Source organism: Kaistia soli DSM 19436 (assembly GCF_900129325.1).
Lineage (GTDB): Bacteria > Pseudomonadota > Alphaproteobacteria > Rhizobiales > Kaistiaceae > Kaistia > Kaistia soli.
In genome coordinates, this window is sequence record NZ_FQUP01000007.1 from 88,561 (window position 1) to 112,308 (window position 23,748).

The following is a 23,748-nucleotide window of genomic DNA, read 5'->3' on the forward strand; positions in this document are numbered from 1 at the left end:
CGGCTGCTCAGGGTAGCAGGTCGATGGTCACGGAACGGATATCGGCCGCGGTCTGGTCGCCAGGAATGCCGGGCTCGATCAGGATCGCATCGCCTTCACCACCGGTGCGCTCCTTCGGTACCTTCCAGGTCATCGTCAGGGACTGGAAGTCGCTGCCGAGCTTCAGATCGGACCAGCCGCTGAGCTGGTGACCGTTCTGATAGGCGAGACGCAGCGTCGCGGCCGGATTGTCCCTGGCACCCCGCGCGGCCACGACGATACGAATGTCGTGGCCGGCGATCCGCTGATAGACGCCCGGCCCGACGATGAGACGTGCACCATTGGCGCTCGCGGATGACGAGATCTCGACGAAGCCGGCGTCGGCGCTCCCCTCGAATTTGACGGGGTTATCCGACGCCGACTTGAACCCCGATGGGTCATGCCCGTCGAACAGCACGAGGCTCTCCGTTGCCGGGGGGCCGGCGGGCGAGACGACTTCCGGGACTGCATCTGGCGCCGCGACGGCCGATTCTGACGGATTATCGGCCGGAGGCGCTGATTGTGTAGGCGGAGGGACAGCCTCTGCCGGAACGTCGGTGCTCTCGAGCGTATCTGTGCTGGGAGGGGCCGACTCGGTCGCCGCAGGCGCAGTCCCGCCGGCCGATTGCTCGACCGTCGTTGGCGTCGTGCTGCCAAGCGTCATCTGCTGGGCCAAATAGAGCCCGGCAATCAGGATCACCAAAAACCCGACGAGCCCGCCGGCGATGAGCGCCAGGGTCTTCACCGATAGTCCACGCGTCTCGTTCAGCGGCTCGGAAGCCTCGTCTACGTCTGGTTCGATATCTTGATCGCCTTCCAGCGATTGATCTTCGAGGTCGTCCTCGTCGAAGGGGCCCTCGTCAGGATCTTCGTCGACATAGTCCTCATCGCCCGCCTCATACTCCTCGTCGAAATCCGAGCTCGCAAGCGGGGCATCAGGCGTCGGCTCGACAGCTGCGCGAGCAGGGGTGGGCGCGAAGTCGGCTTCAATCGCGCGGATATACGCGTCGACCTCGTCGATCTTCCGTTCGATCGCCTCGGCGCTCAGCGGCGGATCATAGACGGCAAGCAGCCGCAGCATCGAGGCGCGGACATTGCCGAGCGCAATGCGCCGCGCCTCCCGATCCGAGGGATCGAGGTCGGCAATGGCGCGTCGAAGGGCTGTTTCGAGATGGCTCATGATTCGTTGCCGGGAAGAATTAGGCGAAGATCGCGGTCATGGCGAGCCGTCGGCGTGATCCCTGCTCTTATCTCAGCCGCGGCGGCGAAGGAATTTTGGCCCGAAGCCGAGCACCCGCGGATCCGGCGTTCCAACGACCGATGTGTCGCGACCTGGGTAATCGACGCTGGAAAGCACCTGTCGGATAACGTTGATGCGGGCGCGGCGCTTGTCATTGGCGAGCACGACCGTCCATGGCGCCCCTTCGGTGTGGCAGGCGTCGAGCATCGTATCGCGCGCCTTGGTGTAGTCGTCCCATTTGTCGAGCGCCGCATAATCGATCGGCGAGAGCTTCCAGATCTTAAGCGGATTGTGTCGCCGCTCATGGAAACGCTTCATCTGGGTCTCACGGCCGATATCGAGCCAGAACTTGAAGAGAATAAGGCCAGAATCGACCAGAAGGCTTTCAAAAGGCGGCACCTGTGCGAGAAATGCCTTGTGCTCGGCTGGTGTGCAAAAACCCATCACAGGCTCGACCCCGGCGCGATTGTACCAGGAGCGGTCGAAAGTGACGATCTCGCCGGCGGTCGGCATCTCTGCGACGTAGCGCTGAAAGTACCACTGGCCGGCCTCCGTCTCGGTCGGCTTCGGCAGCGCGACGTCGCGGGCATGGCGCGGGCTTAGATACTGGCGGAATGCGAAAATGGCCCCGCCTTTGCCGGCGGCGTCGCGGCCTTCGAAGACCAGCGCCATGCGCAGGCCCTTGGCCATGACATGCGCCTGCAGCTTGACCAGTTCGATCTGCAGGGGAATGAGCTCCGCTTCATATGCATCGTTCTTCAGCGGCTTGTCGTAGGGATAACCACCGGCCTTGAAGGCAGCCTTGTCGATCCAGTCCGGCAGGATAGGGTCGTCGAGATCGAAGCGACCATGTTTCGTTTCGACGGCGGGCGCATCCGCCGCCGGCTCGAGCTGGGGCGGCAGCGTGTCCGATTGAGGCTCAGGGCGCGACGCGGCGGCGCTGTCTGCCTTCTTCTTCGCTCCGTTGCCGTTGCCAGCGCCCTTGCCCTCCCGCTTATCGCTGTCCTTCGCCATGAACGATCCCTCCGCCGGACTTTTATGTTGGCTTTGATTCTGTCACAGACGTCATCCGTTTGTCCCGCATGTCATGCGATCCTGTTTTTTCGGACGGCTTGAGATCGTGGCGGGGGAATCAGGAGGCAGACGCGAGCATGGCGGGTGAATCGGCAGGGCGTGACGAAGGCGCGGCGGCGCCGGGCGGTGATGGCGGCGTGGTCGGCCGCCTCGGCGCTGCTCGCTATGTCCTGCTCGGTTTCATCGGCCTGCTGACGATCCTCGTCGCCGCCGGAGCGCTCGCGCTGCATACGGCCGCGTTGCTGTTCTTTGCCGTGACGCTGATGATCGCGGCGCTGCCGCGCGGCGAACGTCTCGTGCCACGCCGGCTCGCCCAGCGCGCACCGCCTTCGGTCTGGCCCGAGACGGGCCTCAAGCAGATGGCGGATGCCCTTCCGGATCCCTGTGTCATCCTCGATCGACGAGGCTTCGTCCGTTACCAGAACCATCTCGCCGAAGCGGCCTTTCCGATCCGCCCCGGCGATCCCCTGACATTCCGCCTCCGTGCGCCCGATCTCCTGCGCGCCTATGAGCGGGTGGCCGCCGGCGGCGCGGCGGAACGGCTTGAATTCGTCGAGCGGGTGCCGACAGAACGCTGGTATGACGCATGGTTCTCGCCGATCGAGACGCGCGACGATCACGGACGTGGCGGCTTCATCATGTTGCTCTTCTCTGACAAGACTGAACAGCGGCGCGCCGAGCGCGTCCGCGTCGACTTCGTTGCCAATGCCAGCCACGAGCTGCGCACGCCGCTGGCCTCGCTCGCCGGATTCATCGAGACCCTGCAGGGCCCGGCGCGGGATGACGCCGTCGCCCGCGAACGCTTTCTCGGCATCATGCATGAGCAGGCGACGCGGATGAGCCGCCTGATCGACGATCTCTTGTCGCTGTCGCGCGTCGAGATGAAGGCACATATGCGGCCCGAGGCGCCTGTCGATCTGGCGGCGGTGCTGCGCGGGGTCGTCGATGCGATGGAACCGCTGGCGCGCGAGCAGCAGGTGGCGATCGAATCGCGCCTGCCCGATGCGCCGATGGTGATCGCTGGCGATCGGGACGAACTGGTGCAGGTGTTCCAGAACCTTGTCGAGAACGCCTGCAAATATGGCCGCTCTGGTGGCCGCGTGGTGGTTGAACTCGAACCAGGCGATGCCGGCGAGGGTCCGCGGGCGACGGTGAAGGACTTTGGGCCCGGCATTGCGGCCGAGCACCTTCCGCGATTGACGGAGCGCTTCTACAGAGCCGACGAAGCGGCCAGCAGCACGCGCGGAACAGGGCTTGGCCTCGCCATCGTCAAGCACATCCTCAATCGCCATCGCGCCCGTCTCGTGATCGAAAGCCAGCCGGGGGAGGGCGCCGCGTTCATTGTCGAATTCGCAGGCGTCACCATTGTCCCGAAGCGCATCGATTCGACGAAAGCATAACATTTACATAGACTTGATCTGTCACAAAAGCGTATTGCTTTCGTCATAGAACCATTACCTGAGGTCACTAGGGTCCGACCCGTTCCAAGCCTGTTGCACTGCGGCAATGGCTCGGAGGCCCACAAAATTGACTCCATCAGGGAGATGGTCTGTGAAACTCACGAACATCGTACTCGCGGCCGGCGTTGTCGCCGCCGCCATCGGTTTCGGTTCCGCCCAAGCCGTCGATATCTCGGGGGCTGGCGCGACCTTCCCCTATCCGATCTATGCCAAGTGGGCTGACGCCTACCAGAAAGAGACCGGTGACAAGCTCAACTACCAGTCGATCGGTTCCGGCGGCGGCATCAAGCAGATCAAGGCGAAGACCGTCACCTTTGGTGCGTCCGACGCGCCGCTGAAGCCGGAAGAGCTCGAGAAGGAAGGGCTCGTCCAGTTCCCGACCGTCATCGGCGGCGTTGTTCCGATCATCAACGTCCCGGGCATCAAGCCGGGCGACGTCACGCTTAGCGGCCAGGTTCTTGCCGACATCTTCCAGGGCAAGATCACCCAGTGGGATGACGCGGCCATCAAGGCTCTGAACACCGGCGTCGACCTGCCTTCGACTGCCATCGCTGTCGTGCATCGCTCGGACGGCTCGGGCACCAGCTTCGTGTTCACGACCTACCTGTCGCAGGTCAGCAAGGGCTGGGCTGACGACGTCGGCGCTGCTTCGGCCGTCGAATGGCCGGTCGGCCTCGGCGCCAAGGGCAATGAGGGCGTCGCTGCCGGCGTGTCGCAGACGGTCGGCTCGATCGGCTATGTCGAATATGCTTTCGCCGCGCAGAACAACATGACCTTCACGAAGCTCGTCAACAAGGACGGCCAGACGGTCGCTCCGGAAGTGCCGAACTTCGCCGCCGCCGCCGAAGGCGTCGATTGGGCCAACCTGCCGGGCTACTACGTCATCCTGACCAACGAGCCAGGTGCCAAGGCCTGGCCGATCACTGCCGCCACCTTCATCCTGATGCACAAGACCCCCAAGGATGACGCCGCTTCCGCCGCTGCCCTGAAGTTCTTCAACTGGGCCTATGCGAACGGCGACCAGATGGCTGCCGATCTCCACTACATCCCGATGCCGGACGCCGTCGTCGCCAACATCAAGGCGACCTGGGCCAAGGACATCGTCGGTGCGGATGGCAAGCCGCTCTTCGTCGAGGTCGCGAAGTAAGCGTCGACCGTTGATCCGGGGAGAGGGCTCCATGCCCTCTCCCTCTCGCTTCAGTCACGGGCTCCACATAGAGCCGGGGGAATGACATGGTGGATGCTGTTATGACCGGCTTGCGGAGCACAGGCGTCGATAGCTCCAAGCTCAAGCGGATGAGCCGGCTGCGTTCCGGCGACATTCTGTTCAACTGGGTGACCTTCGCCGCGGCGCTGATGGTCCTGGTGTTGCTTGGCGGCGTTATCATCTCGCTGATCCACGGCTCGATCCCGGCCTTCCAGACTTTTGGCCTCGGCTTCCTGACGACGCAGAGCTGGAACCCGGTGACCGAGAAATTCGGCGCGCTGGCCCCGATCTACGGCACGGTCGTCACCTCGATCATCGCGCTCGTCATCGCCGTGCCGGTCGGCATCGGCATCGCGATCTTCCTCACCGAACTCTGCCCGCCCTGGCTGAAGCGTCCGATCGGCGTCGCCATCGAATTGCTCGCCGGCATTCCCTCCATCATCTACGGCATCTGGGGCCTGTTCGTCTTCGCGCCCTTCTTCCAGACCACCATCCAGCCGTTCCTGATCGGTCTCTTCGGCGACGTTCCCGGCCTTTCCAGCGTCTTCGCCGGGCCGCCCTACGGCATCGGCGTCATGACGGCCGGTATCATTCTCGCCATCATGGTCCTGCCCTTCATTACCTCGATCACCCGCGACGTGTTCGACACCGTCCCGCCGGTGCTCAAGGAGGCGACCTACGGCCTTGGCTGCACGACGGCGGAAGTGGTCACCAAGGTGGTGCTGCCTTATTCCCGCGTCGGCGTCATCGGCGGCATCATGCTCGGCCTTGGCCGCGCGCTCGGCGAGACCATGGCGGTGACCTTCGTCATCGGCAATGCGCACAAGATCTCTGCCTCGATCCTCGCGCCGGGCACCACAATCTCGGCCTCGATCGCCAACGAATTCACCGAGGCGGTCGGCGATCTCTATACCTCCTCGCTGATCGCCCTTGGCCTGATCCTCTTCGTCATCACGTTCATCGTTCTTGCGGCCGCCCGCATCATGCTGGCCCGCATGAACGCCAAAGCCGGCAACTGAGGCGAATACACCATGGCATCGCTTGGAAACTCCGCCGTTTCGTCGCCGACTGCACAGTCGCTCTATCGCAGGCGCCGACGCGGCAACGGCATCCTCCTGTCGCTGTCCTTCGCGGCGACGATCTTCGGCCTCGCCTGGCTGTTCCTGATCCTGGCGGCGCTGCTCTGGCAGGGCTTCTCGGGCCTGTCGCCGGCGATCTTCACAGAGATGACCCCGCCTCCGGGCGAGGGCGGCGGCCTGCTCAACGCCATCGTCGGCAGCTTGATCATGACCGTCGCCGGCGTGGTGATCGGCACGCCGATCGGCATCCTGGCTGGCACCTACATGGCCGAATATGGCCGCCACAACCAGCTGAGCAACGTCGTCCGCTTCATCAACGACATCTTGCTGGCGGCGCCGTCGATCGTCATCGGCCTGTTCGTCTATGAGGTCGTAGTGGCACCGATGGGCCACTTCTCGGCCTTCGCCGGTTCGATCGCCCTCGCCATCCTGGTGATCCCGGTGGTCGTCCGCACCACCGAGGACATGCTCAACCTCGTGCCGAACACTTTGCGCGAGGCTTCGGCCGCACTTGGCCTGCCCCGTTCGGTGATGATCCGCAAAGTCGCCTATCGCGCGGCGATGTCGGGCATCGTGACCGGCGTGCTGCTGGCCATCGCCCGCGTCTCGGGCGAAACGGCACCGCTGCTGTTCACGGCGCTCAACAACCAGTTCTGGAGCACCGACCCGAACGCGCCGATGTCGAGCTTGCCCGTCACCATCTTCCAGTTCGCCCTCAGCCCCTATCCCGAGTGGCAGAAGCTCGCCTGGACCGGCGCGCTGCTGATCACTGTCGCGGTGCTTGCGCTCAACATCGTAGCCCGCACCTTCCTTAGCCCGAGGACTTCGAAATGATGCAGACCGCCGTCGCGCCGAACGCGCTGCCCGAAAAGATTTCGATCAAGAACCTCAAATTCTTCTACGGCGAAAACCTCGCTCTGAAGTCGATCAACCTGCCGCTCTACGAGAAGAAGGTCACCGCCTTCATCGGGCCGTCGGGCTGTGGAAAGTCCACGCTGTTGCGCGTCCTGAACCGGATGTACGACCTCTATCCGAAGCAGCACGCCGAGGGCGAAGTCCTGTTCGACGGTGGTAACATCCTTGCTCCGGGCCAGGACCTCAACCTTCTGCGCGCCCGCATCGGCATGGTGTTTCAGAAGCCGACGCCGTTCCCGATGTCGATCTATGACAACATCGCCTTCGGCATTCGCCTTTACGAGAACCTGTCGCGGTCCGAGATGGACGAGCGGGTCGAGGCGGCGCTGACGCGTGGGGCTCTCTGGAACGAGGTCAAGGACAAGCTCAATTCGAGCGGCCTCAGCCTCTCCGGTGGCCAGCAGCAGCGCCTCTGCATCGCCCGGTCGATCGCCGTTCGTCCCGAAGTCGTGCTGTTCGACGAGCCCTGTTCGGCGCTCGACCCGATCTCAACCTCCAAGATCGAGGAACTGATCGACGAGCTGACGGCCGACTACACGATCGCCATCGTGACGCACAACATGCAGCAGGCCGCGCGCGTCTCCGACTACACCGCCTTCATGTATCTCGGCGAACTCATCGAGTTCGACGAAACGTCGAAGATCTTCACGGCCCCGGGCGACAAGCGCACCCAGGATTACATCACCGGACGCTTCGGCTGAGGCCGGACCGCGCCAGGAGGACGACATGTCGGAACATATCGTTACCCGCTACGACGACGAGCTGAAGGACGTCCAGCGCCGCATCGCGGAGATGGGCGGCATGGCCGAGCGTCTCGTCGACCTGTCGGTCCGCGCATTGACGCGCCTCGACACGACGATGGCCAATTCCGTCATCGCCGACGACCGCCGCCTCGACCAGGTGCAGCGCGAATGCGAAGAGCTGGCGATCATGATCATCGCCCGCCGCCAGCCGATGGCGCTCGACCTGCGCGAAGTGATCGGTGCGATGCGCATTTCCAACGATCTCGAGCGAATCGGCGATCTGGCCAAGAACATCGCCAAGCGCGTGCTGGCACTCGATGGCCAGTTCCAGTCGAAGCGCTTCATTACCGGCGTCGAGCACATGGCCGAGCTGTCGCTCGCCCAGCTCAAGGATGTTCTTGACGCCTATGCGGCACGAGACGTCAACCAGGCCTTCGAGGTCTGGCGCCGCGATGCCGACATCGATTCGATGTATACGTCGCTGTTCCGCGAATTGCTGACCTACATGATGGAAGATCCGCGCAACATCACGCTGTGTACGCATCTTCTGTTCTGCGCGAAGAACATCGAGCGCATCGGTGACCATGCCACCAACATCGCGGAAACGGTGCACTATGTCGTCACCGGCGAGGCGTTGACGCAAGACCGCCCGAAGCAGGACGAGTCGAGCGTAACCAGCGTCTCCTACGAGACACGCTGAGCAGCGCGCCTCGAAGAAGGACACCAGGACCGAGATGACGCCACGCGTGATGATCGTCGAGGACGAGGAGGCTCTTGGCCTCCTCCTCCGCTACAACCTTGAAGCCGAGGGCTATGCGGTTGAGGTCGTGCCGCGCGGCGACGATGCCGAGACCCGACTGAAGGAGACGGCGCCGGATCTCTTGCTGTTGGACTGGATGCTGCCTGGCATTTCCGGCATCGAACTCTGCCGGCGGCTCAGGGCGCGCGACACCACTCGCACGCTGCCGATCATCATGCTCACCGCGCGCGGCGAGGAGCAGGAGCGGATCCGCGGCCTGGCGACGGGTGCTGACGACTATGTCGTGAAGCCGTTCTCCGTGCCCGAGTTGATGGCCCGCGTGCGCGCCATTCTGCGCCGCTCGCGGCCCGAGGTGATCGCGTCGCTGCTTCGGGCCGGCGATATCGAGCTTGATCGCGAGACACACCGGGTCCGACGTTCAGGGCGTGAACTGCGCCTTGGACCGACGGAGTTCCGGCTGCTGGAGTTCTTGATGAAGAGCCCCGGCCGAGTCTTCTCGCGCGAACAACTCCTGGACGGTGTCTGGGGACGCGATGTCTATGTCGACGAGCGGACTGTCGACGTCCATATTGGTCGTCTGCGCAAGGCGGTCAATCGCGGCCGCGTCAAGGATCCGATCCGAACCGTACGCGGCTCCGGCTATGCTTTCGATGATCAGTTCGTCGGCATGAACTGATCTTCAAATCCAAATCTTAATCTTCACCATTATTGAGGTCGGTGCCGCGTCGTTCCGCACGCCGGCTGACGGCCGTTCGTGCCAAGCGGTTGGGCGAATTGGTGATTCGGCTTGGCGGCCGGTGTTTAGACATCAGTAACGTAAACAGCCGTGGTTAAGCGACGTAGTTAATCTGTTCTTAAAGCTTCTCCGGCAGATTCATCTTCGGTGAATTTGTATCGATCGGGCTTGGCCTCGATCCAGTCGATGCCGGGGAGACTTCCATGCATTACGTGAAGACAATGACGCTCGCCGCGATGATCGGGGCGGGCCTTGCCATGTCGGGGGCTGCGATGGCCGCCGACATGCCCGAGCCCTATGTTGAGCCGGCTCCGCCGGTGATCGCGACCGGCGGCTGGTATCTGCGCGGCGACATTGGCTACAAGTGGTATAACAATCCAAGCACCAGCTTCGTCACCAGCACTTACGTCGACGACTGGAACAACAATTCGCTCGACAATACCGGCGTCATCGGCCTCGGTGCCGGCTATCGCTTCAACGATCACTTCCGTGTCGACGCCACCGTCGATTATGAATTCCAGGCCGGCGCCTATGGCGAGGGCTATTGTGGCGGTTGCGGCGGCGTCGGTCATACGATCGAGACGGCCAATATCGACGCCTGGACATTCCTCGCCAACGGCTATGTCGACATCGGCACCTGGTCCGGTTTCACGCCCTATGTCGGCGCGGGTATCGGCACCTCCTATCTGCAGACCAGCGACGTCGCCTATCTCAATCCAAACGGCGTCGGCGGAACCTGGGACGGCGCGGGCAACTGGAACTTCGCCTATGCCCTCATGGCAGGCGTTTCCTACGCCTTCTCGCCGAACGTGTCGGTCGACCTCAACTATCGCTATCTGAATCTCGGCGACGCCGTGTCGGGCTATATTCCGGCTGGCGGCGGCGGCACGATCAACTACGACAACATCTCGGCCAACGAGGTTCGCCTCGGCCTGCGCTACAACTTCTACTGAGCGCAGCGGCGATCGATCAAAGAGGGGCGCGTCCGCAAGGATGCGCCCCTCGTCTTTTCAGGTGGTGAGGCACGGCCACGCGTTGACTTCCCTCTCGCCCGCGCCTAAAGCCGTCCGCGGGACACGCCTCCCCAACGAGGCGCTGCTATCTGAGAGGGTAGATCATGGCAGATCTCGCGACGCCCGGCTCCCGGCCGGTCAATCCCAACTATTCTTCCGGCCCCTGCGCCAAGCGACCCGGCTGGTCGCTCGAAGCGCTCAAGGATGCGGCACTCGGTCGCTCGCATCGGGCCAAGATCGGTAAAGCCAAACTCCAGAAGGCGATCGACCTCACCCGCGAGGTTCTCGGAGTGCCTGCGGATTACCGCATCGGCATCGTACCGGCCTCCGACACCGGCGCTGTCGAGATGGCACTGTGGTCGCTGCTCGGCGCTCGCGGCGTTGATGTGCTCGCCTGGGAAAGCTTCGGCGAGGGCTGGGTCACCGACATCGTCAAGCAGCTGAAGCTCTCCGACGTCCGCACGCTCAGCGCCGACTACGGCAAGCTGCCTGACCTCAACAAGGTCGATTTCGACCGCGACGTCGTCTTCACCTGGAACGGCACCACTTCGGGCGTGCGGGTTCCGGACGGCAACTGGATCGATGGCGATCGCGCCGGTCTCACGATCTGCGACGCGACGTCCGCTGCCTTCGCGCAGGACCTAGACTGGCCGAAGCTTGATGTGGTGACCTTCTCCTGGCAGAAGGTGCTCGGCGGCGAGGCGGCGCATGGCATGCTCATCCTGTCGCCGCGTGCGGTGGAACGGCTCGAGAGCTACAAGCCGGCCTGGCCGCTGCCCAAGATCTTCCGCATGACCAAGGGCGGCAAGCTGATCGAAGGCATCTTCGTCGGCGAAACCATCAACACGCCGTCGATGTTGGCGGTCGAGGATTATCTCGACGCGCTGACCTGGGCGCAGTCGATCGGTGGCTTCAAGGGCCTCGCCGCACGCTGTGACGCCAATCTCAAGGTCTTGGCCGACTGGGTCGAGAAGAGTGAGTGGGCGGAATTCTTGGCCGTCGAGCCGAAGTCGCGTTCCAACACGTCGGTCTGCCTGGTGATCGCCGATCCAGCCGTCAAGGCGCTCGACGCCGATGGCCAGGCCGCCTTCGCCAAGGGTATTGCCAGCGCGCTCGAGAAGGCCGGCGTCGCCTATGACATCGGGTCCTATCGCGATGCGCCGGCAGGACTAAGAATCTGGGCTGGCTCGACCATCGAGGCGTCAGATCTCGCGATCCTGACCGAATGGCTCGACTGGGCGTTCAAATCGCAGAAGGCCGGTCTCAAGAAGGCCGCCTGAGTTCCTCTTCAGCACATCAACGCCCGTCATGGCCGGGCTCGTCCCGGCCATCCACGTCTATGATCCCCATCGATGGGGCGCCGTGGATGCCCGCACAAGCCCGGGTATGACGCGCCAGAAAAAGGCCAGCCACCATGGCACCGCGCGTTCTCATTTCCGACAAGCTCTCCAAGACCGCCGTCCAGATCTTCAAGGATCGCGGCGTCGAGGTCGACTACCAGCCCGACCTCGGCAAGGACAAAGAGAAGCTGCTCGAGATCATCGGCAATTATGATGGCCTCGCCATCCGCTCCAACACCAAGGTGACGGAGAAGGTGATCGCCGCCGCGACCCATCTCCGCGTCATCGGCCGGGCCGGCATCGGCGTCGACAATGTCGACATTCCCGCCGCAACGGCGAAGGGCATCATCGTGATGAACACGCCCTTCGGCAATTCCATCACTACCGCCGAGCATGCGATTGCGATGATCTTCGCGCTCGCCCGCCAGATCCCCGAGGCCAACGCATCGACGCAGGCCGGCAAGTGGGAGAAGAACCGCTTCATGGGCGTCGAGGTGACGGGCAAAACGCTCGGCATCATCGGCTGCGGCAATATCGGGTCGATCGTTGCCGACCGCGCCGTCGGTCTCAAGATGCGCGTCATCGCATTCGATCCGTTCCTCTCGGACGAGCGTGCCGTCGCGCTCGGCGTCGAGAAGGTTGAACTCGAAGACCTCTTCCGCCGCTCCGATTTCATTACCCTGCACACGCCGCTGATCGACAAGACGCGCGGTATCATCGACGCCAAGGCGATCGCCCAGATGAAGGACGGTGTGCGCATCATCAATTGCGCGCGCGGCGGGCTGGTCAACGAGGCCGATCTCGCCGAGGGGCTGAAGTCCGGCAAGGTCGGCGGTGCGGGCTTCGACGTGTTCGTCGAGGAGCCGGCGACGGAGAATGCGCTGTTCGGCCTGCCGAACTTCATCGCCACGCCCCATCTTGGCGCCTCCACCACCGAGGCGCAGGAAAACGTCGCGCTGCAGGTCGCCGAGCAGATGGCCGACTATCTTGTGAAGGGCGCCGTCTCCAACGCCCTGAACATGCCGTCTATCACTGCCGAGGAAGCGCCGCGCCTGACGCCTTTCGTCAAGCTCGCCGACCAGCTCGGGTCGTTCGCGGGCCAGCTGACCGAGACGGGGATCACCGCGATCAAGCTCGAATATGAGGGCGATGTCGCGGCGCTTAACGTCAAGGCGCTGACCAATGCGGCGCTGGCCGCCGTGTTGCGGCCGCAGCTCCAGACGGTCAACATGGTCTCGGCGCCCGCGATCGCGCGCGAGCGCGGCATTGCGGTCGAAGAGGTTCGCCGCGAGCAGCAGGGCGCCTATGAGAACTATATCCGCCTGACCGTGACGACCGAGAAGCAGGAGCGTTCGGTCGCAGGGACGGTGTTCGCCGATACCAAGCCGCGCATCATCCAGATCAAGGGCATCAACATGGAAGCCGAGCTCGGCCGCCACATGCTCTACGTCACCAACAAGGACAAGCCCGGCTTCATCGGCCGCTTCGCCAGCCTGCTCGGCGCCGAGGGGATCAACATCGCCACCTTCAATCTCGGCCGACAGGCCGCCGGCGAGGACGCGATCGCGCTGGTCGAGGTCGACGAGGCGATCTCGGATGACGTGATCGGCCGCGTCGGCGCGCTCGAAGGTGTCGTCCAGGCCAAGCGCCTCTCTTTCTGAGCGACGGATTCGCGCCGGTTGCCGGCGGGGGTCGCGCGGCCGGTACGGAATCGATATAAGGTTCGCGCGCTTCGCCCCGGCCCGGTGCCGGGGCGCGGCATGTCAGGATATCCCGAAAGGCGCCCAAGCGGGCGGAGAGGCCGTTTCATGGGGAATGTGGTCGTCGTCGGCTCGCAATGGGGCGACGAAGGGAAGGGCAAGATCGTCGACTGGCTGTCGGAGCGGGCGGATGTGGTCGTGCGCTTCCAGGGCGGGCATAATGCTGGCCATACGCTGGTGATCGATGGCGTCAGCTATAAGCTCAGCCTTCTGCCTTCCGGCGTCGTCCGTCCGGGCAAGCTTGGCGTCATCGGCAATGGCGTTGTCGTCGATCCACACGCGCTGGTGGCCGAGATCGATCGTCTCGCGGCCCAGGGCGTCGCCGTTTCACCGGACAATCTGCGCATTGCCGAGAACGCCGCGCTGATCCTCTCGCTGCATCGCGAGCTCGACACCTTCCGCGAGACCAGCAATTCCGGCACGCGCATCGGCACGACGAAACGCGGCATCGGCCCGGCTTATGAAGACAAGGTTGGCCGCCGCGCCATCCGCGTCATGGATCTCGCCGATCTCGAAGTGCTGCGCGACAAGATCGATCGGCTGTTGTCGCATCACAATGCGCTGCGCCGTGGCCTCGGCCAGGCGGAAATCGATCCGAACGTTCTCTATGAGGAACTCGCCTCGGTCGCCGACAAGGTGCTGCCGTTCATGGATTCGGTCTGGCGGCTGCTCGACGAGCATCGCAAGGCTGGCAAGCGCATCCTGTTCGAGGGCGCGCAGGGCGCATTGCTCGACATCGATCACGGCACCTATCCGTTCGTCACCTCGTCCAACACGGTCGCCGGCCAGGCCGCGACCGGTTCGGGCGTCGGGCCCGGCTCGGTCGGATATGTCCTCGGTATTACCAAGGCCTATACGACGCGCGTCGGCGAAGGCCCGTTCCCGACCGAACAGACCGGCGAAGTCGGGGACTTCCTCGGCACGCGCGGCCACGAGTTCGGCACCGTCACGGGACGCAAGCGTCGTTGCGGCTGGTTCGATGCGGTCCTGGTGCGGCAGACCGTGCGCACCTCGGGCATCCATGGTATTGCGCTGACCAAGCTCGATGTCCTGGACGGCCTTGAAGAAATCAAGATTTGCGTTGGTTATAGGCTGGATGGTCGCGAGATCGACTACCTGCCGGCAGCCCAGGCTGCGCAGGCTCGTGTCGAGCCGATCTACGAGACGCTCGAAGGCTGGCAGGATTCCACCGCTGGGGCACGGCGCTGGAACGACCTGCCGGCTCAGGCCGTCAAATATGTGCGCCACGTCGAGGAATTGATTGGCGCGCCCGTTGCATTACTGTCGACGAGCCCCGAGCGCGACGACACGATTCTCGTCCAGGATCCGTTCCAGGACTGAGCCCGACGCAAGTCGGCGCCGGTCCGGACGCTCCGCTTAGCAGAATGGAACGATGACCGACTATTACGTCGTACTGAAGAGGGCCGTCGGAGGGCTGGAACACGAAGCCTCCGACGTGCGCCGGTCGATCTATGACAAGGCGCGCTCGGCTCTGCTTGGCCAGCTCAAGGCGATCACGCCACCGCTCACCACAGCCGAGATTTCCAAGCAACGCCTGGAACTCGAGGAGGCGATTCGCCGCGTCGAGCGGGAGGCTGCGATGACGGCAGCCGGGCCGTCGCCTGCGCGTGTGCGCGCCGCCGCAGCGGCCGCCGACGCGATGGCCGCCGAGGCGATGCGCCTGGCGACAGAGGAAGAAGCCGAAGTCGAGGCCGAGGCTGCCAATCCCGCGCCGCCGCCGGCACCCCCGCGGCCGCGCGCGACGCCTGTGCCGCCGGACTTCCGAGCGCCGGAGCCGCGTTCGAGCGATCAACGCGGCATGGCGCCGCGCAATGCCGATGCGTCTTTGGACGCCGGGCAAAATCGTAACGCCGCGCGGGTATCGCCGCCTCGTCAGCCAGCTGCGCCGGCGTGGACGCCTGAGGAAGAGCCGATCGCTGAAGTGCCGCGCCGTGTCTCCCAGGCCCCGCGCCAGGAGCCGCGCTTCGGCGACGAAGTCGAGGCGATGGAAGAGCCGGTCGACGTTGCGCCGATTGAGGCCGACGAGCGGTCCGAGTGGCCTGATGACAGCGACTCAGAGACACGCCTCGCGCCAGTCGACGAGCCACCGCGCCGTGAACGCCGCGAAAAGCGGCCCCGCAAGGAACAGCCCGCCTATGTGGAGCGCGCCAAACCCTCTCGCGGTCCGGCGATCATCATCATCCTGATCATCGCGGTTCTCATTCTCGGCGGCATCGCGGCGCTCGTCTGGTCGCAGCGTGCTAAGGTCAATGATGTCGTTGGGGACCTGATCTCTTCCGACAAGGGATCGGCACCGACGGCGCAGACCGAGCCGGCACCTGATGCCGCAAGCTCGAAGAATGCCGACCGCCTCGGCGGGGCGCCTGCCGAGGAAGCGCCCAAATCTGTCCGGACCGTGACCGCCGAGCCGCCGGCCGAGGGGACGGAGCCCGATCCGCTCGCCGGTGTCGTTCAGCCCGGCAGCAATGCGCCGAGCGAGACTGCACCGGCTCCACAGTCGGACGCGTCCGCATCGCCTGCCACGCCTGCGCCGGCCGAGCAGACCGACAATGCCGCGACACCTGGCGACGATCTCGTCGCGCAGAAGGCGATTCTCTATGAGCAGCCGCTCGGCGGCAGTGCCAATGTGACCGCGCTGCAAGCGAACGTGACATGGAAGTTCGAGCCTGACTCGTCCAACGGCCCGCAGATCGTCGCCAATGTCGATGTGCCGGACCGGCAAATGAAGGTGACGGTCAATATACGCAAGAACAACGACACCGCGCTGCCGGCGAGCCACCTCGTCGAGGTGATCATCGATACGCCGGCCGATTTCCCGGGCGGCGGCGTTAAGGCGGTCCCGGCCTTCGTGATGAAGCCGACAGAGGAGGCGCGCGGCGTTCCGCTCGACGGCGCTGCCGCCAAGGTGGCTGACGGTTTCTTCTGGATCGCGTTCGCCAATGACAGCGCGCCGATGGCGCAGAACATCGCGCTGATGAAGGAACGCAACTGGATCGATATTCCGCTTGTCTACAACAACGACCAGCGCGCGATCCTGACGCTCGAAAAGGGCACACCTGGGCAGCGCGTGTTCGACAAGGCGCTGGCCGCCTGGGGCAATTGACGGGGAGGGCGGCTCTCCTGAGCCGCCCTGCTTCCCGCTGACGCATCATCTCGTTCTATCGCTTGATCCTGTCGCCGCCGAACGCTTCGCTCGGCGGCGATCTGTTTTCTGCGCGTTGGGTCGTCCTTCTCGGCCCTCTTGCGCTTGTGGGACGCTTCGGCCATGCTCCGGCCATTCCGAGGGGTGTTCGCGAACGCGAGCTGAGATGGCCTAGGGCCGAACCCTTCGAACCTGATCCGGGTCATGCCGGCGAAGGGACGGGAAGCTTGATCCAATTGGCTCGTTCATCGCCGACGCGTGGCTTATTCCGTTTGTGGAAGGGGCTGGCCGTCCTTGGCTGAGCAGTCGCCATCATTGCGTGTCGTCGCGTCCATGTTGCGCGGCTTCGCCATTGCCGTCGCATTGATCGCGATCTGGCAGGCGGTGATCATGATATTCGCGCCGCCGCCCTTCATGCTGCCGCCGCCCGCCAAGGTCTGGCAGGCGCTGGTGTCGCGGCCGGAACTCTGGTCGCGCGATGCGCTGACGACGCTCACCGAAACCATCCTCGGCCTCGTCACCGGATCAATCGCCGGCGTGCTGCTCGCGCTGGCGATGATGCTGATGCCGCCACTCGGTCGGGTCCTGATGCCATTGCTCGTCGTAACGCAGGCCTTTCCGGTCTTCGCCATCGCGCCGCTGCTCGTGCTCTGGTTCGGCTTCGGCATCGGCTCGAAGATTGTCATGGCAACCATCGCCATCTTCTTTCCGGTCGCCTCGGCCTTTCATGACGGCCTGACGCGCACCGATGAGAGCCTGATCGATCTGGGCCGGCTGCACCGCGCCCGCCATGACCAAGAGCTTTTTCTCCTGCGCGTGCCGAGCGCCCTGCCGGCCCTGGCCTCGGGGTTGCGCGTCGCGGCTGTCTACGCGCCGGTCGGCGCGTTGATCGGCGAATGGGTCGGCGCGTCCTCGGGTCTCGGCTACGCGATGTTGATGGCGAATGGCCGCGCGCAGACCGACGTCGTCTTCGCCGCCCTCGCGCTGCTGGCCGTCATGGCCCTGCTGGTGCGCGCCGTGGTCGTCGCCCTCACGCGCCACATCGCCCCTTGGGCGCCGGAAACGCGAACCTGATCTCCCTAAGGAAGGAAATACCGATGAGACCGATCCTCCGCCGTGCCGCCCTTGCCCTGACGATGGCCCTCGCGCTGCCTGTCATCCCGGCAATGGCTGCCGACAAGCTCACGGTCCTCCTCGACTGGTTCGTCAATCCCGACCATGCGCCGCTGGTCATTGCCAAGGAGGGCGGCTTCTTTGCGCGACACGATCTCGATGTCGATCTGATCGCCCCGGCCGACGCCAGTGCACCGCCGCGCCTTGTCGCCGCCGGGCAGGCTGACATCGCGGTCAGCTACCAGCCCGATCTGATGCTGCAGGTGAAGGAAGGACTGCCGCTCGTCCGCATCGGGACGTTGGTCGAGACGCCGCTCAACTGTCTGATTGTTTTGAAGGACGGCCCGATCAAGACGCTGGCCGACCTGAAAGGCAAGAAGGTCGGCTACTCCGTGGCGAGCCTCCAGGACGCCTATATCGGCGCCATACTCGGCTCAGCCGGGCTGACAGCCAAGGATGTCGAGATGGTGAATGTCAATTTCAACCTGACGACGGCGCTGATGTCCGGCCAGGTCGACGCGGTCATCGACGGCTATCGCAATTTCGAGCTGACGCAGCTTGCGATCGAGGGCAAGCCCGGCATTGCCTTCTTCCCCGAAGAGCATGGCGTGCCGCCCTATGATGAGCTCGTCTATGTGACCCGCAAGGATCTTGCCACCGACCCACGCATGGCGCGCTTCATCGCGGCGGTCGAGGAGGCGACGATCTTCCTGACCAACCATCCTGACGAAGGGCTTGCGCTGTTCCTCAAGGCGCATCCCGATCTCGACGACAAGCTGAATCGCACCGCTTATGCCGATACGCTGCCACGCTTCGCCAAGCGACCGGCGGCGCTGGACCCCGGCCGCTATGATCGTTTCGCGGCCTTCCTGAAGGACAAGGGACTGCTGGATACGATCCCGCCGGTCGAAAGCTACGCCATCGCGCCGCGCTGAACGGGTTTTACGCTTCTGGAAGGCCTGCGATGCGCAGGCCTTCCAGATAGCGCTCCATGTCTGCGTCACCGAGATTGTGGACCGCCTGGCGTACCTCTGCCAGCGTCATTCCCGGCCGTTCCTGGAGCAGCCGGGCAACGGCAGTCCGGGCGAGCGGCATGTCGCCGGCGAGTGCCGCGGAGGTGGCCAGCAGGCGATTGGCCCAGATCATCCCGGGACGCGCGTCGAGAGCCTGGCGCGCTTCGCGGGCAGCTTCGGCATAGTCCCCGAGCATGAACAGACAGGTCGCCATGCCGGCATAGGCATTGAAGCGCACGGGGTCGTCGGGGCTAAGAAGGATGGCGCGGCGGAGACTGGCCAGCCCTTCGCGCGGCTGGCCCGAATAGGCCTGAATGAAGCCGAGCCGCGTCCAAGCCCATGCAAGGGTCGGATCGAGCGCCAGGGCGCGGTCGATATGGACCCGCGCCTGCGATTGGTCGACATTCAAGATCGACAAGGTGGCGCCGATCATCACATGCACGAGCGCGTCCGGCTCCGCAGTCTCGGCTGCCTTCTGCGCGAGCGCGAGCGCGAGGCGCTTGTCGCGTTCGACATCGTCGGACCAGAGATACGTGACTTCCTGGCTGAGGCACCACGCTTTCAGCCCCAGCGCCTGGCCGGATCGCGGATCCGTAGCGAGCGCTTCGTCGAGCAGGCGGATGGCGGTGGCGTTATCTTCGCGCCGATGTGCCCAGAAATGCGGCATCGCCTTCAGGACAAGATCGTGGGCGCGCAGGGCGTCGGTATTCTTGCGGCGGGCGCGGTCGATTTCCGCGGTCCGGATCGCTGGATGAAGCGCTCCGGCAATGCTTGTCGCGACCTCGTCCTGCAGGGCAAATGGATCGTCGACCGTTCCTTCCATTCGGCCGGACCAAAGATGTGTGCCCGTCTCGGCCTCGATCAGCTGCGCCGTAATGCGGATGCGATTGCCGGCGCGGCGTACGCTGCCCTCCACGGCATAGCGAAGGCCAAGATCGCGGGCGAGGGCACGGATATCGGGCGACGCGGCAAGCGAGTGCCGACCGATCAAGCGAATCGAGCGCACATGAGCGAGCGTCGCTGTCGTCTCCTCGGCGACACCGTCGGCAATGCTTGCGCAGCTCTTGTCCGAGGAAAGATCGCCGAAAGGCAAAATCGCCACCAGGGGGCGCTGGTCCTCCGGGGGTTCGGCGGCCAGCCCTGGCAAGGCGAGCACGCCGGGCGTCAGCATCTGATTCTGCGTGGGCTGGATGTCAGGAACCGTGCGGCCCGGAGGAACCCAGAACCAGGCCTCAACGGGGTAGGGCACGCTGCGCAGCATCAGAAAGCCCACTGGCTTGAAGGCCGATGCCGGTTCGCCAAGCAACTGCCAGCGCACGGAATGCGTGATGGCGATGCCGCCCGGCGGCGCCGCGGCCTGCAGGCGCATGGCAAAGCCGAGCGCGGCGCCGAAACGGTCGTGGTCGGATAGGATCACATCGGCGAGGACGATTGCGGCCCGGACCTCGATCTGAGGCCGGTCGGAGGCGGCATTGTGCTCGGCCATAGCGAGCTGGAAGCCCATGCACCACTCGACGGCATCGAGCACGCTCGGAAACTCGACCAGTCCGCCATCGCCCATCATCTTGATGATCTGGGCGCTGAATTTAGGCAGCGTCGCCCTGACAAGCGTCTTGTAGATGGCCCGCATCTCGCGAAGCGTGCCGAGTTCATCGCGCTGGACCAGCTCGGAATAGCCGACCATATCGAGCGCAGCTATGACGGTGAGGCGGCGACGCGGACGCGCCATTGAGCCTTTTCCAATTTAGCAAGAGCTGATTTTGACTGACCCTTTTCCGACAGGTGATCGATCGGACGAGCCTTACCCCGAACCGATGGTTATTCATGATCCGTGCCGGATGCACGATGTAATTGCAGGGGCAAGCGATCACGATATTGTCATCGCTGGAACAAGCCAGACAATGGCTGCAAGGATTGCGTGAATTGAAGAGGAAGCCTGTCGCAGGCGATGTCTTGAGGCCGAGGCCTCAGAGACTTGCCTGCTCCAGTTCATCGTCATCGGAATGGCCACGCTCAAGCTCGCGTGCGCCCCGCTTGACGGCCTTCTGGACTTTCTCGAAGGCGCGCACCTCGATCTGGCGCACGCGTTCGCGGCTGACGCCGAATTCGGTCGACAGTTCCTCGAGCGTGATCGGCTCCTCTGCGAGACGGCGAGCCTCGAAGATCCGACGCTCACGATCGTTCAGCACGCCCATGGCGTCCTTCAGCAGGCGGCGGCGGTTGTCCGCTTCTTCCTGATTGGCGAGTACCGTTTCCTGGCTCTCGCTGTCGTCGACGAGCCAATCCTGCCACTCGCCACCTTCGGCATCGGCCCGGAGCGGTGCATTCAGCGAGGTATCGCCGCCGAGGCGGCGGTTCATCGAGATGACGTCCTCGTTGGTGACCCCGAGCTTGGTGGCAATCTGCTGAACCTGATCGGGCTTCAGGTCGCCCTCGTCGAGCGCCTGGATCTGGCTCTTCATCTTGCGCAGATTGAAGAACAGCCGCTTCTGGTTCGCTGTGGTGCCCATCTTCACGAGGCTCCACGACCGCAGGATGTATTCCTGGATCGAGGCCTTGATCCACCACATGGCGTAGGTCGCGAGGCGGAAGCCCTTTTCAGGCTCGAACCGCTTCACCGCCTGCATGAGGCCGACATTCCCCTCAGAAATGACCTCGCCGATCGGCAGCCCATAGCCGCGATAGCCCATGGCGATCTTGGCGACGAGGCGCAGATGGCTCGTCACCAGACGATGGGCGGCATTCCGATCGTCATGTTCCTTGTAGGCCTTGGCGAGCATATACTCCTCGTCGGGGGCCAGCATCGGAAAGCGCCTGATCTCGTCGAGATAGCGCGATAGTCCGGCCTCGCCCGAAGCGATGACCGGCAAACTTGCCCTGGCAGCCATTGAGACCCCCTTCCTTTCACGGCGTCGCAGACAGCCAACGCCGAATGCGGCCATAACGGCCCGCTTGGCTATATATGGGTGTTAATTCCAGCGAAAACAGGGCTATCCCGCAGCGCGGGATCACAAGGCCGAGACTGCTCCGCGATCGTGAAGTCGCAGTTTTAACGACCTAGAGTGCCTCGAAACCTTCGATCAGGCTAGCGAGATCCGCAGGAGGCTCCGCCTCGAAACGCAGCGTCTCGCCGGTGACGGGATGCTCGAAGCCAAGCAGCCACGCATGCAGCGCCTGCCTCGGAAAATGTGAAACCTCGGAACGGAGTGGTTCGGGCAGAAGGCCTGATTTCGTCAGAAAGCCCTTGCCATAGTCCTGGTCGCCGATCAGCGGGTGACCAAGCGCCGCCATATGGACGCGGATCTGATGCGTGCGCCCCGTTTCGAGGCGCAGGTCGATCAGGCTGGCGATCGGGGCCGAGGCCGGCCCGAAGCTCTCCGAAACGGTATAATGGGTGATCGCCTGCTTGCCGCCCTGCTTGACGATCGCCATCTTCTGCCGGCTCGTCGGCGAGCGACCGAGCGGCGCGTCGACAAGGCCGTAGGGCAGGGACGGCACGCCCCAGACGATGGCCTGGTAGCCGCGTTCGAGCGGGCCGCTGCGGCCGTGATCGGCGAATTGCGCCGCGAGGCCCTTATGGGCGCGGTCGGTCTTGGCGACGACCATCAGTCCCGTCGTCCCCTTGTCGAGGCGATGGACGATGCCTGGGCGGCGGACACCGCCGATGCCGGAAAGGCTCGATCCGCAATGGGCGATCAGCGCATTGACCAGCGTGCCGGTCCAGTTGCCGGCAGCGGGATGAACCACAAGACCGGCCGGCTTGTCGATTACGACCAGCGCATCGTCCTCATAGACGATGTCCAGCGGGATCGCCTCGCCCTCGGGCTCGGCCGGTTCTGCTTCCGGGATGGTGACGCGGACATGGTCGCCCGAATTGACCGGCTTTTTGCCCTCGACTATGGTCGCGCCGCCGACGCTGACATGGCCCGCTTCGATCAGGGCCTTGAGGCGGCTTCGGCTCAATCGTTCGATGCGGGCGGCGAGCCAGGCATCGAGACGCCGGCCTGTTGCCTCGGCTTCGACCACGAGGTCGACGATATCCTCGCCGTCGTCCGGAAAGTCATCCATGGTTCGCGCTTCTTCCGCCCCACATCCGCTGCAGCCTCGATCGCTCGATGATGACGAGCGCGAAGAGCCGCCGCTCGATCCGGCGGTCGAGCGCATCCGCCAGCGCCTGAAGCGGCTGATCATTATTTCGAGCGCAACGCTTCTTGTGGGGCTTATCGCCGTGCTCGCTGCCGTCATCTACAAGATCGGGCCAGGACAAGACAAGGCCAGCCTTGCCGCATCCGCCGGCGAAGCGACGATTGCTGGTGCGCTGCCTGCGGGAGCCAAGCTGCTTTCGACGGCGCTGGACGGCCGGTTGTTGGCGCTGACCTTCGAGTCGGATGGAGTTGTCCGCATCGCGATCGTCGATCTTGCCACCAACAAGGTTCTGCGGCGGGCTGTGCTGTCCGGGGCATTGCTGCCCGCGACGCCCTGACTTCTTCACCGCATTTCCGCCGCGCCGCTTGCCAAGCGCCGAGGGGTTCGCTATATCGCGAACGTCGCTGAACAAGCGACCCGCGCGCCCTTCGTCTAGCGGTCAGGACGTCGCCCTCTCACGGCGAAAGCAGGGGTTCGATTCCCCTAGGGCGCGCCAAACTTCCTCGATACACCGGTTTATCCCGCGGCTCTGCTGCCGGTTGTGATGCTGTCGGCTCTGGCAGCGGCATTACCAGGTGTGGCCGTTGCGGGAGTGCGCGCTTGCAGCAGCCCCGGCAGCGTGACAGCCTGCTTTGTGGAACGCTGTGAGGTCATCTCAGATTGCGCCCGTTTCGCCGGCCGCGTGGTTCTCACCGCGGCGGCGGCGATCGTCATCGTGTTGGCTGTGGTCCATGAGGCCGACGCGTGCCAGGGCTGCGGTTGCCGCGGCGGGCCGGGCTATCGCGCGCCAAACGGCCGCTGCGTGAGCTGGGCGCAAATCGGCCGCATCTGTGGATCGCCGCCGACCACGCACTGCGCCGCAGAAGGTCCCAACGCCGGCGCCGATGAGGCTGCGCAGGAAGGGCAGAGGATCCAACGCCTGAAGGATGCCGCGGGCAAGAATGACGGCGCAGGCGAGTGAGGTCCTT

At 64.3% G+C, this 23,748-nt stretch carries 21 protein-coding genes, 1 tRNA gene and 1 riboswitch; of the genes, 17 read left to right on the plus strand and 5 right to left on the minus strand.

What is annotated here, in order from left to right:
• Positions 1–7: 7 nt before the first annotated feature.
• Both BUB39_RS22080 and ppk2 read right to left on the minus strand, forming a co-directional pair.
• Positions 8–1,198, minus strand: a complete 1,191-nt coding sequence (locus BUB39_RS22080; RefSeq protein WP_073058053.1) for a RodZ family helix-turn-helix domain-containing protein — start codon at positions 1,196–1,198, stop codon at positions 8–10.
• A 72-nt stretch (positions 1,199–1,270) separates the two neighbouring features.
• Positions 1,271–2,272: a polyphosphate kinase 2 gene (ppk2, locus tag BUB39_RS22085; RefSeq protein ID WP_084527850.1), complete on the minus strand. Its 1,002-nt coding sequence runs from the start codon at positions 2,270–2,272 to the stop codon at positions 1,271–1,273.
• Positions 2,273–2,409: 137 nt separating this feature from the next.
• Between ppk2 and BUB39_RS22090 the strand changes: the two genes are divergently transcribed.
• The 14 genes from BUB39_RS22090 (at position 2,410) to BUB39_RS22155 (ending at position 18,556) form a co-directional block, all read left to right on the plus strand.
• Positions 2,410–3,732 carry an ATP-binding protein gene (locus tag BUB39_RS22090; protein WP_084527852.1) on the plus strand — a complete coding sequence of 441 codons (1,323 nt, stop codon included), beginning with the start codon at positions 2,410–2,412 and terminating at the stop codon, positions 3,730–3,732.
• A 151-nt stretch (positions 3,733–3,883) separates the two neighbouring features.
• A complete protein-coding gene (gene pstS / locus BUB39_RS22095; RefSeq protein WP_073058054.1) occupies positions 3,884–4,939 on the plus strand; it encodes a phosphate ABC transporter substrate-binding protein PstS in 1,056 nt (351 codons plus the stop codon).
• 149 nt (positions 4,940–5,088) lie between these two features.
• A complete protein-coding gene (pstC, locus tag BUB39_RS22100) occupies positions 5,089–6,018 on the plus strand; it encodes a phosphate ABC transporter permease subunit PstC (RefSeq protein ID WP_073058276.1) in 930 nt (309 codons plus the stop codon).
• Positions 6,019–6,030: 12 nt separating this feature from the next.
• Positions 6,031–6,912, plus strand: a complete 882-nt coding sequence (gene pstA, locus BUB39_RS22105; protein ID WP_073058055.1) for a phosphate ABC transporter permease PstA — start codon at positions 6,031–6,033, stop codon at positions 6,910–6,912.
• Entirely contained in the window at positions 6,909–7,694 is a 786-nt protein-coding gene (gene pstB / locus BUB39_RS22110) for a phosphate ABC transporter ATP-binding protein PstB (RefSeq protein ID WP_073058056.1), read from the plus strand. Before pstA ends, pstB begins: the two co-directional genes overlap by 4 nt.
• A 25-nt stretch (positions 7,695–7,719) precedes the next feature.
• Positions 7,720–8,436, plus strand: a complete 717-nt coding sequence (gene phoU, locus BUB39_RS22115; RefSeq protein WP_073058057.1) for a phosphate signaling complex protein PhoU — start codon at positions 7,720–7,722, stop codon at positions 8,434–8,436.
• A gap of 34 nt (positions 8,437–8,470) precedes the next feature.
• Positions 8,471–9,172: a phosphate regulon transcriptional regulator PhoB gene (gene phoB / locus BUB39_RS22120; RefSeq protein WP_073058058.1), complete on the plus strand. Its 702-nt coding sequence runs from the start codon at positions 8,471–8,473 to the stop codon at positions 9,170–9,172.
• Between the two features lie 263 nt (positions 9,173–9,435).
• Entirely contained in the window at positions 9,436–10,185 is a 750-nt protein-coding gene (locus BUB39_RS22125; RefSeq protein ID WP_073058060.1) for an outer membrane protein, read from the plus strand.
• A 164-nt stretch (positions 10,186–10,349) separates the two neighbouring features.
• Positions 10,350–11,525, plus strand: a complete 1,176-nt coding sequence (locus BUB39_RS22130; RefSeq protein ID WP_073058061.1) for a phosphoserine transaminase — start codon at positions 10,350–10,352, stop codon at positions 11,523–11,525.
• A 134-nt stretch (positions 11,526–11,659) separates the two neighbouring features.
• Positions 11,660–13,246 carry a phosphoglycerate dehydrogenase gene (serA, locus tag BUB39_RS22135; RefSeq protein WP_073058063.1) on the plus strand — a complete coding sequence of 529 codons (1,587 nt, stop codon included), beginning with the start codon at positions 11,660–11,662 and terminating at the stop codon, positions 13,244–13,246.
• Between the two features lie 147 nt (positions 13,247–13,393).
• Positions 13,394–14,686 (plus strand): adenylosuccinate synthase, encoded by a 1,293-nt coding sequence (locus BUB39_RS22140; RefSeq protein WP_073058065.1) that lies wholly within the window; start codon positions 13,394–13,396, stop codon positions 14,684–14,686.
• Between the two features lie 52 nt (positions 14,687–14,738).
• The gene (locus tag BUB39_RS22145) at positions 14,739–16,469 is read left to right on the plus strand and encodes a hypothetical protein (protein ID WP_073058068.1); all 1,731 of its coding nucleotides are present in this window, start codon (positions 14,739–14,741) and stop codon (positions 16,467–16,469) included.
• 169 nt (positions 16,470–16,638) lie between these two features.
• Positions 16,639–16,744, plus strand: a riboswitch (TPP riboswitch).
• A 97-nt stretch (positions 16,745–16,841) separates the two neighbouring features.
• Positions 16,842–17,582 (plus strand): ABC transporter permease, encoded by a 741-nt coding sequence (locus BUB39_RS22150; RefSeq protein WP_073058070.1) that lies wholly within the window; start codon positions 16,842–16,844, stop codon positions 17,580–17,582.
• 23 nt (positions 17,583–17,605) lie between these two features.
• Positions 17,606–18,556: an ABC transporter substrate-binding protein gene (locus tag BUB39_RS22155; RefSeq protein WP_073058071.1), complete on the plus strand. Its 951-nt coding sequence runs from the start codon at positions 17,606–17,608 to the stop codon at positions 18,554–18,556.
• Positions 18,557–18,563: 7 nt separating this feature from the next.
• On the opposite strand, the gene BUB39_RS22160 is transcribed toward BUB39_RS22155, so the two are convergent.
• From BUB39_RS22160 to BUB39_RS22170, 3 genes are all read right to left on the minus strand, one after another.
• Positions 18,564–20,363, minus strand: coding sequence for a tetratricopeptide repeat protein (locus tag BUB39_RS22160; RefSeq protein ID WP_073058073.1), 1,800 nt, complete (start codon positions 20,361–20,363; stop codon positions 18,564–18,566).
• A gap of 238 nt (positions 20,364–20,601) precedes the next feature.
• Entirely contained in the window at positions 20,602–21,522 is a 921-nt protein-coding gene (gene rpoH / locus BUB39_RS22165; RefSeq protein ID WP_073058074.1) for an RNA polymerase sigma factor RpoH, read from the minus strand.
• Between the two features lie 169 nt (positions 21,523–21,691).
• Entirely contained in the window at positions 21,692–22,702 is a 1,011-nt protein-coding gene (locus BUB39_RS22170) for an RluA family pseudouridine synthase (RefSeq protein WP_073058075.1), read from the minus strand.
• Here BUB39_RS22170 and BUB39_RS22175 point away from each other — a divergent pair.
• The 3 genes from BUB39_RS22175 to BUB39_RS22185 all read left to right on the plus strand — a co-directional run bounded on the left by BUB39_RS22175 (position 22,701) and on the right by BUB39_RS22185 (position 23,741).
• Positions 22,701–23,117 carry a hypothetical protein gene (locus BUB39_RS22175; protein WP_073058076.1) on the plus strand — a complete coding sequence of 139 codons (417 nt, stop codon included), beginning with the start codon at positions 22,701–22,703 and terminating at the stop codon, positions 23,115–23,117. The genes BUB39_RS22170 and BUB39_RS22175 overlap by 2 nt on opposite strands.
• Positions 23,118–23,201: 84 nt before the next feature.
• Positions 23,202–23,276: transfer RNA gene (locus tag BUB39_RS22180), tRNA-Glu, on the plus strand.
• A gap of 48 nt (positions 23,277–23,324) precedes the next feature.
• The gene (locus BUB39_RS22185) at positions 23,325–23,741 is read left to right on the plus strand and encodes a hypothetical protein (RefSeq protein WP_139251578.1); all 417 of its coding nucleotides are present in this window, start codon (positions 23,325–23,327) and stop codon (positions 23,739–23,741) included.
• Positions 23,742–23,748 lie beyond the last annotated feature (7 nt).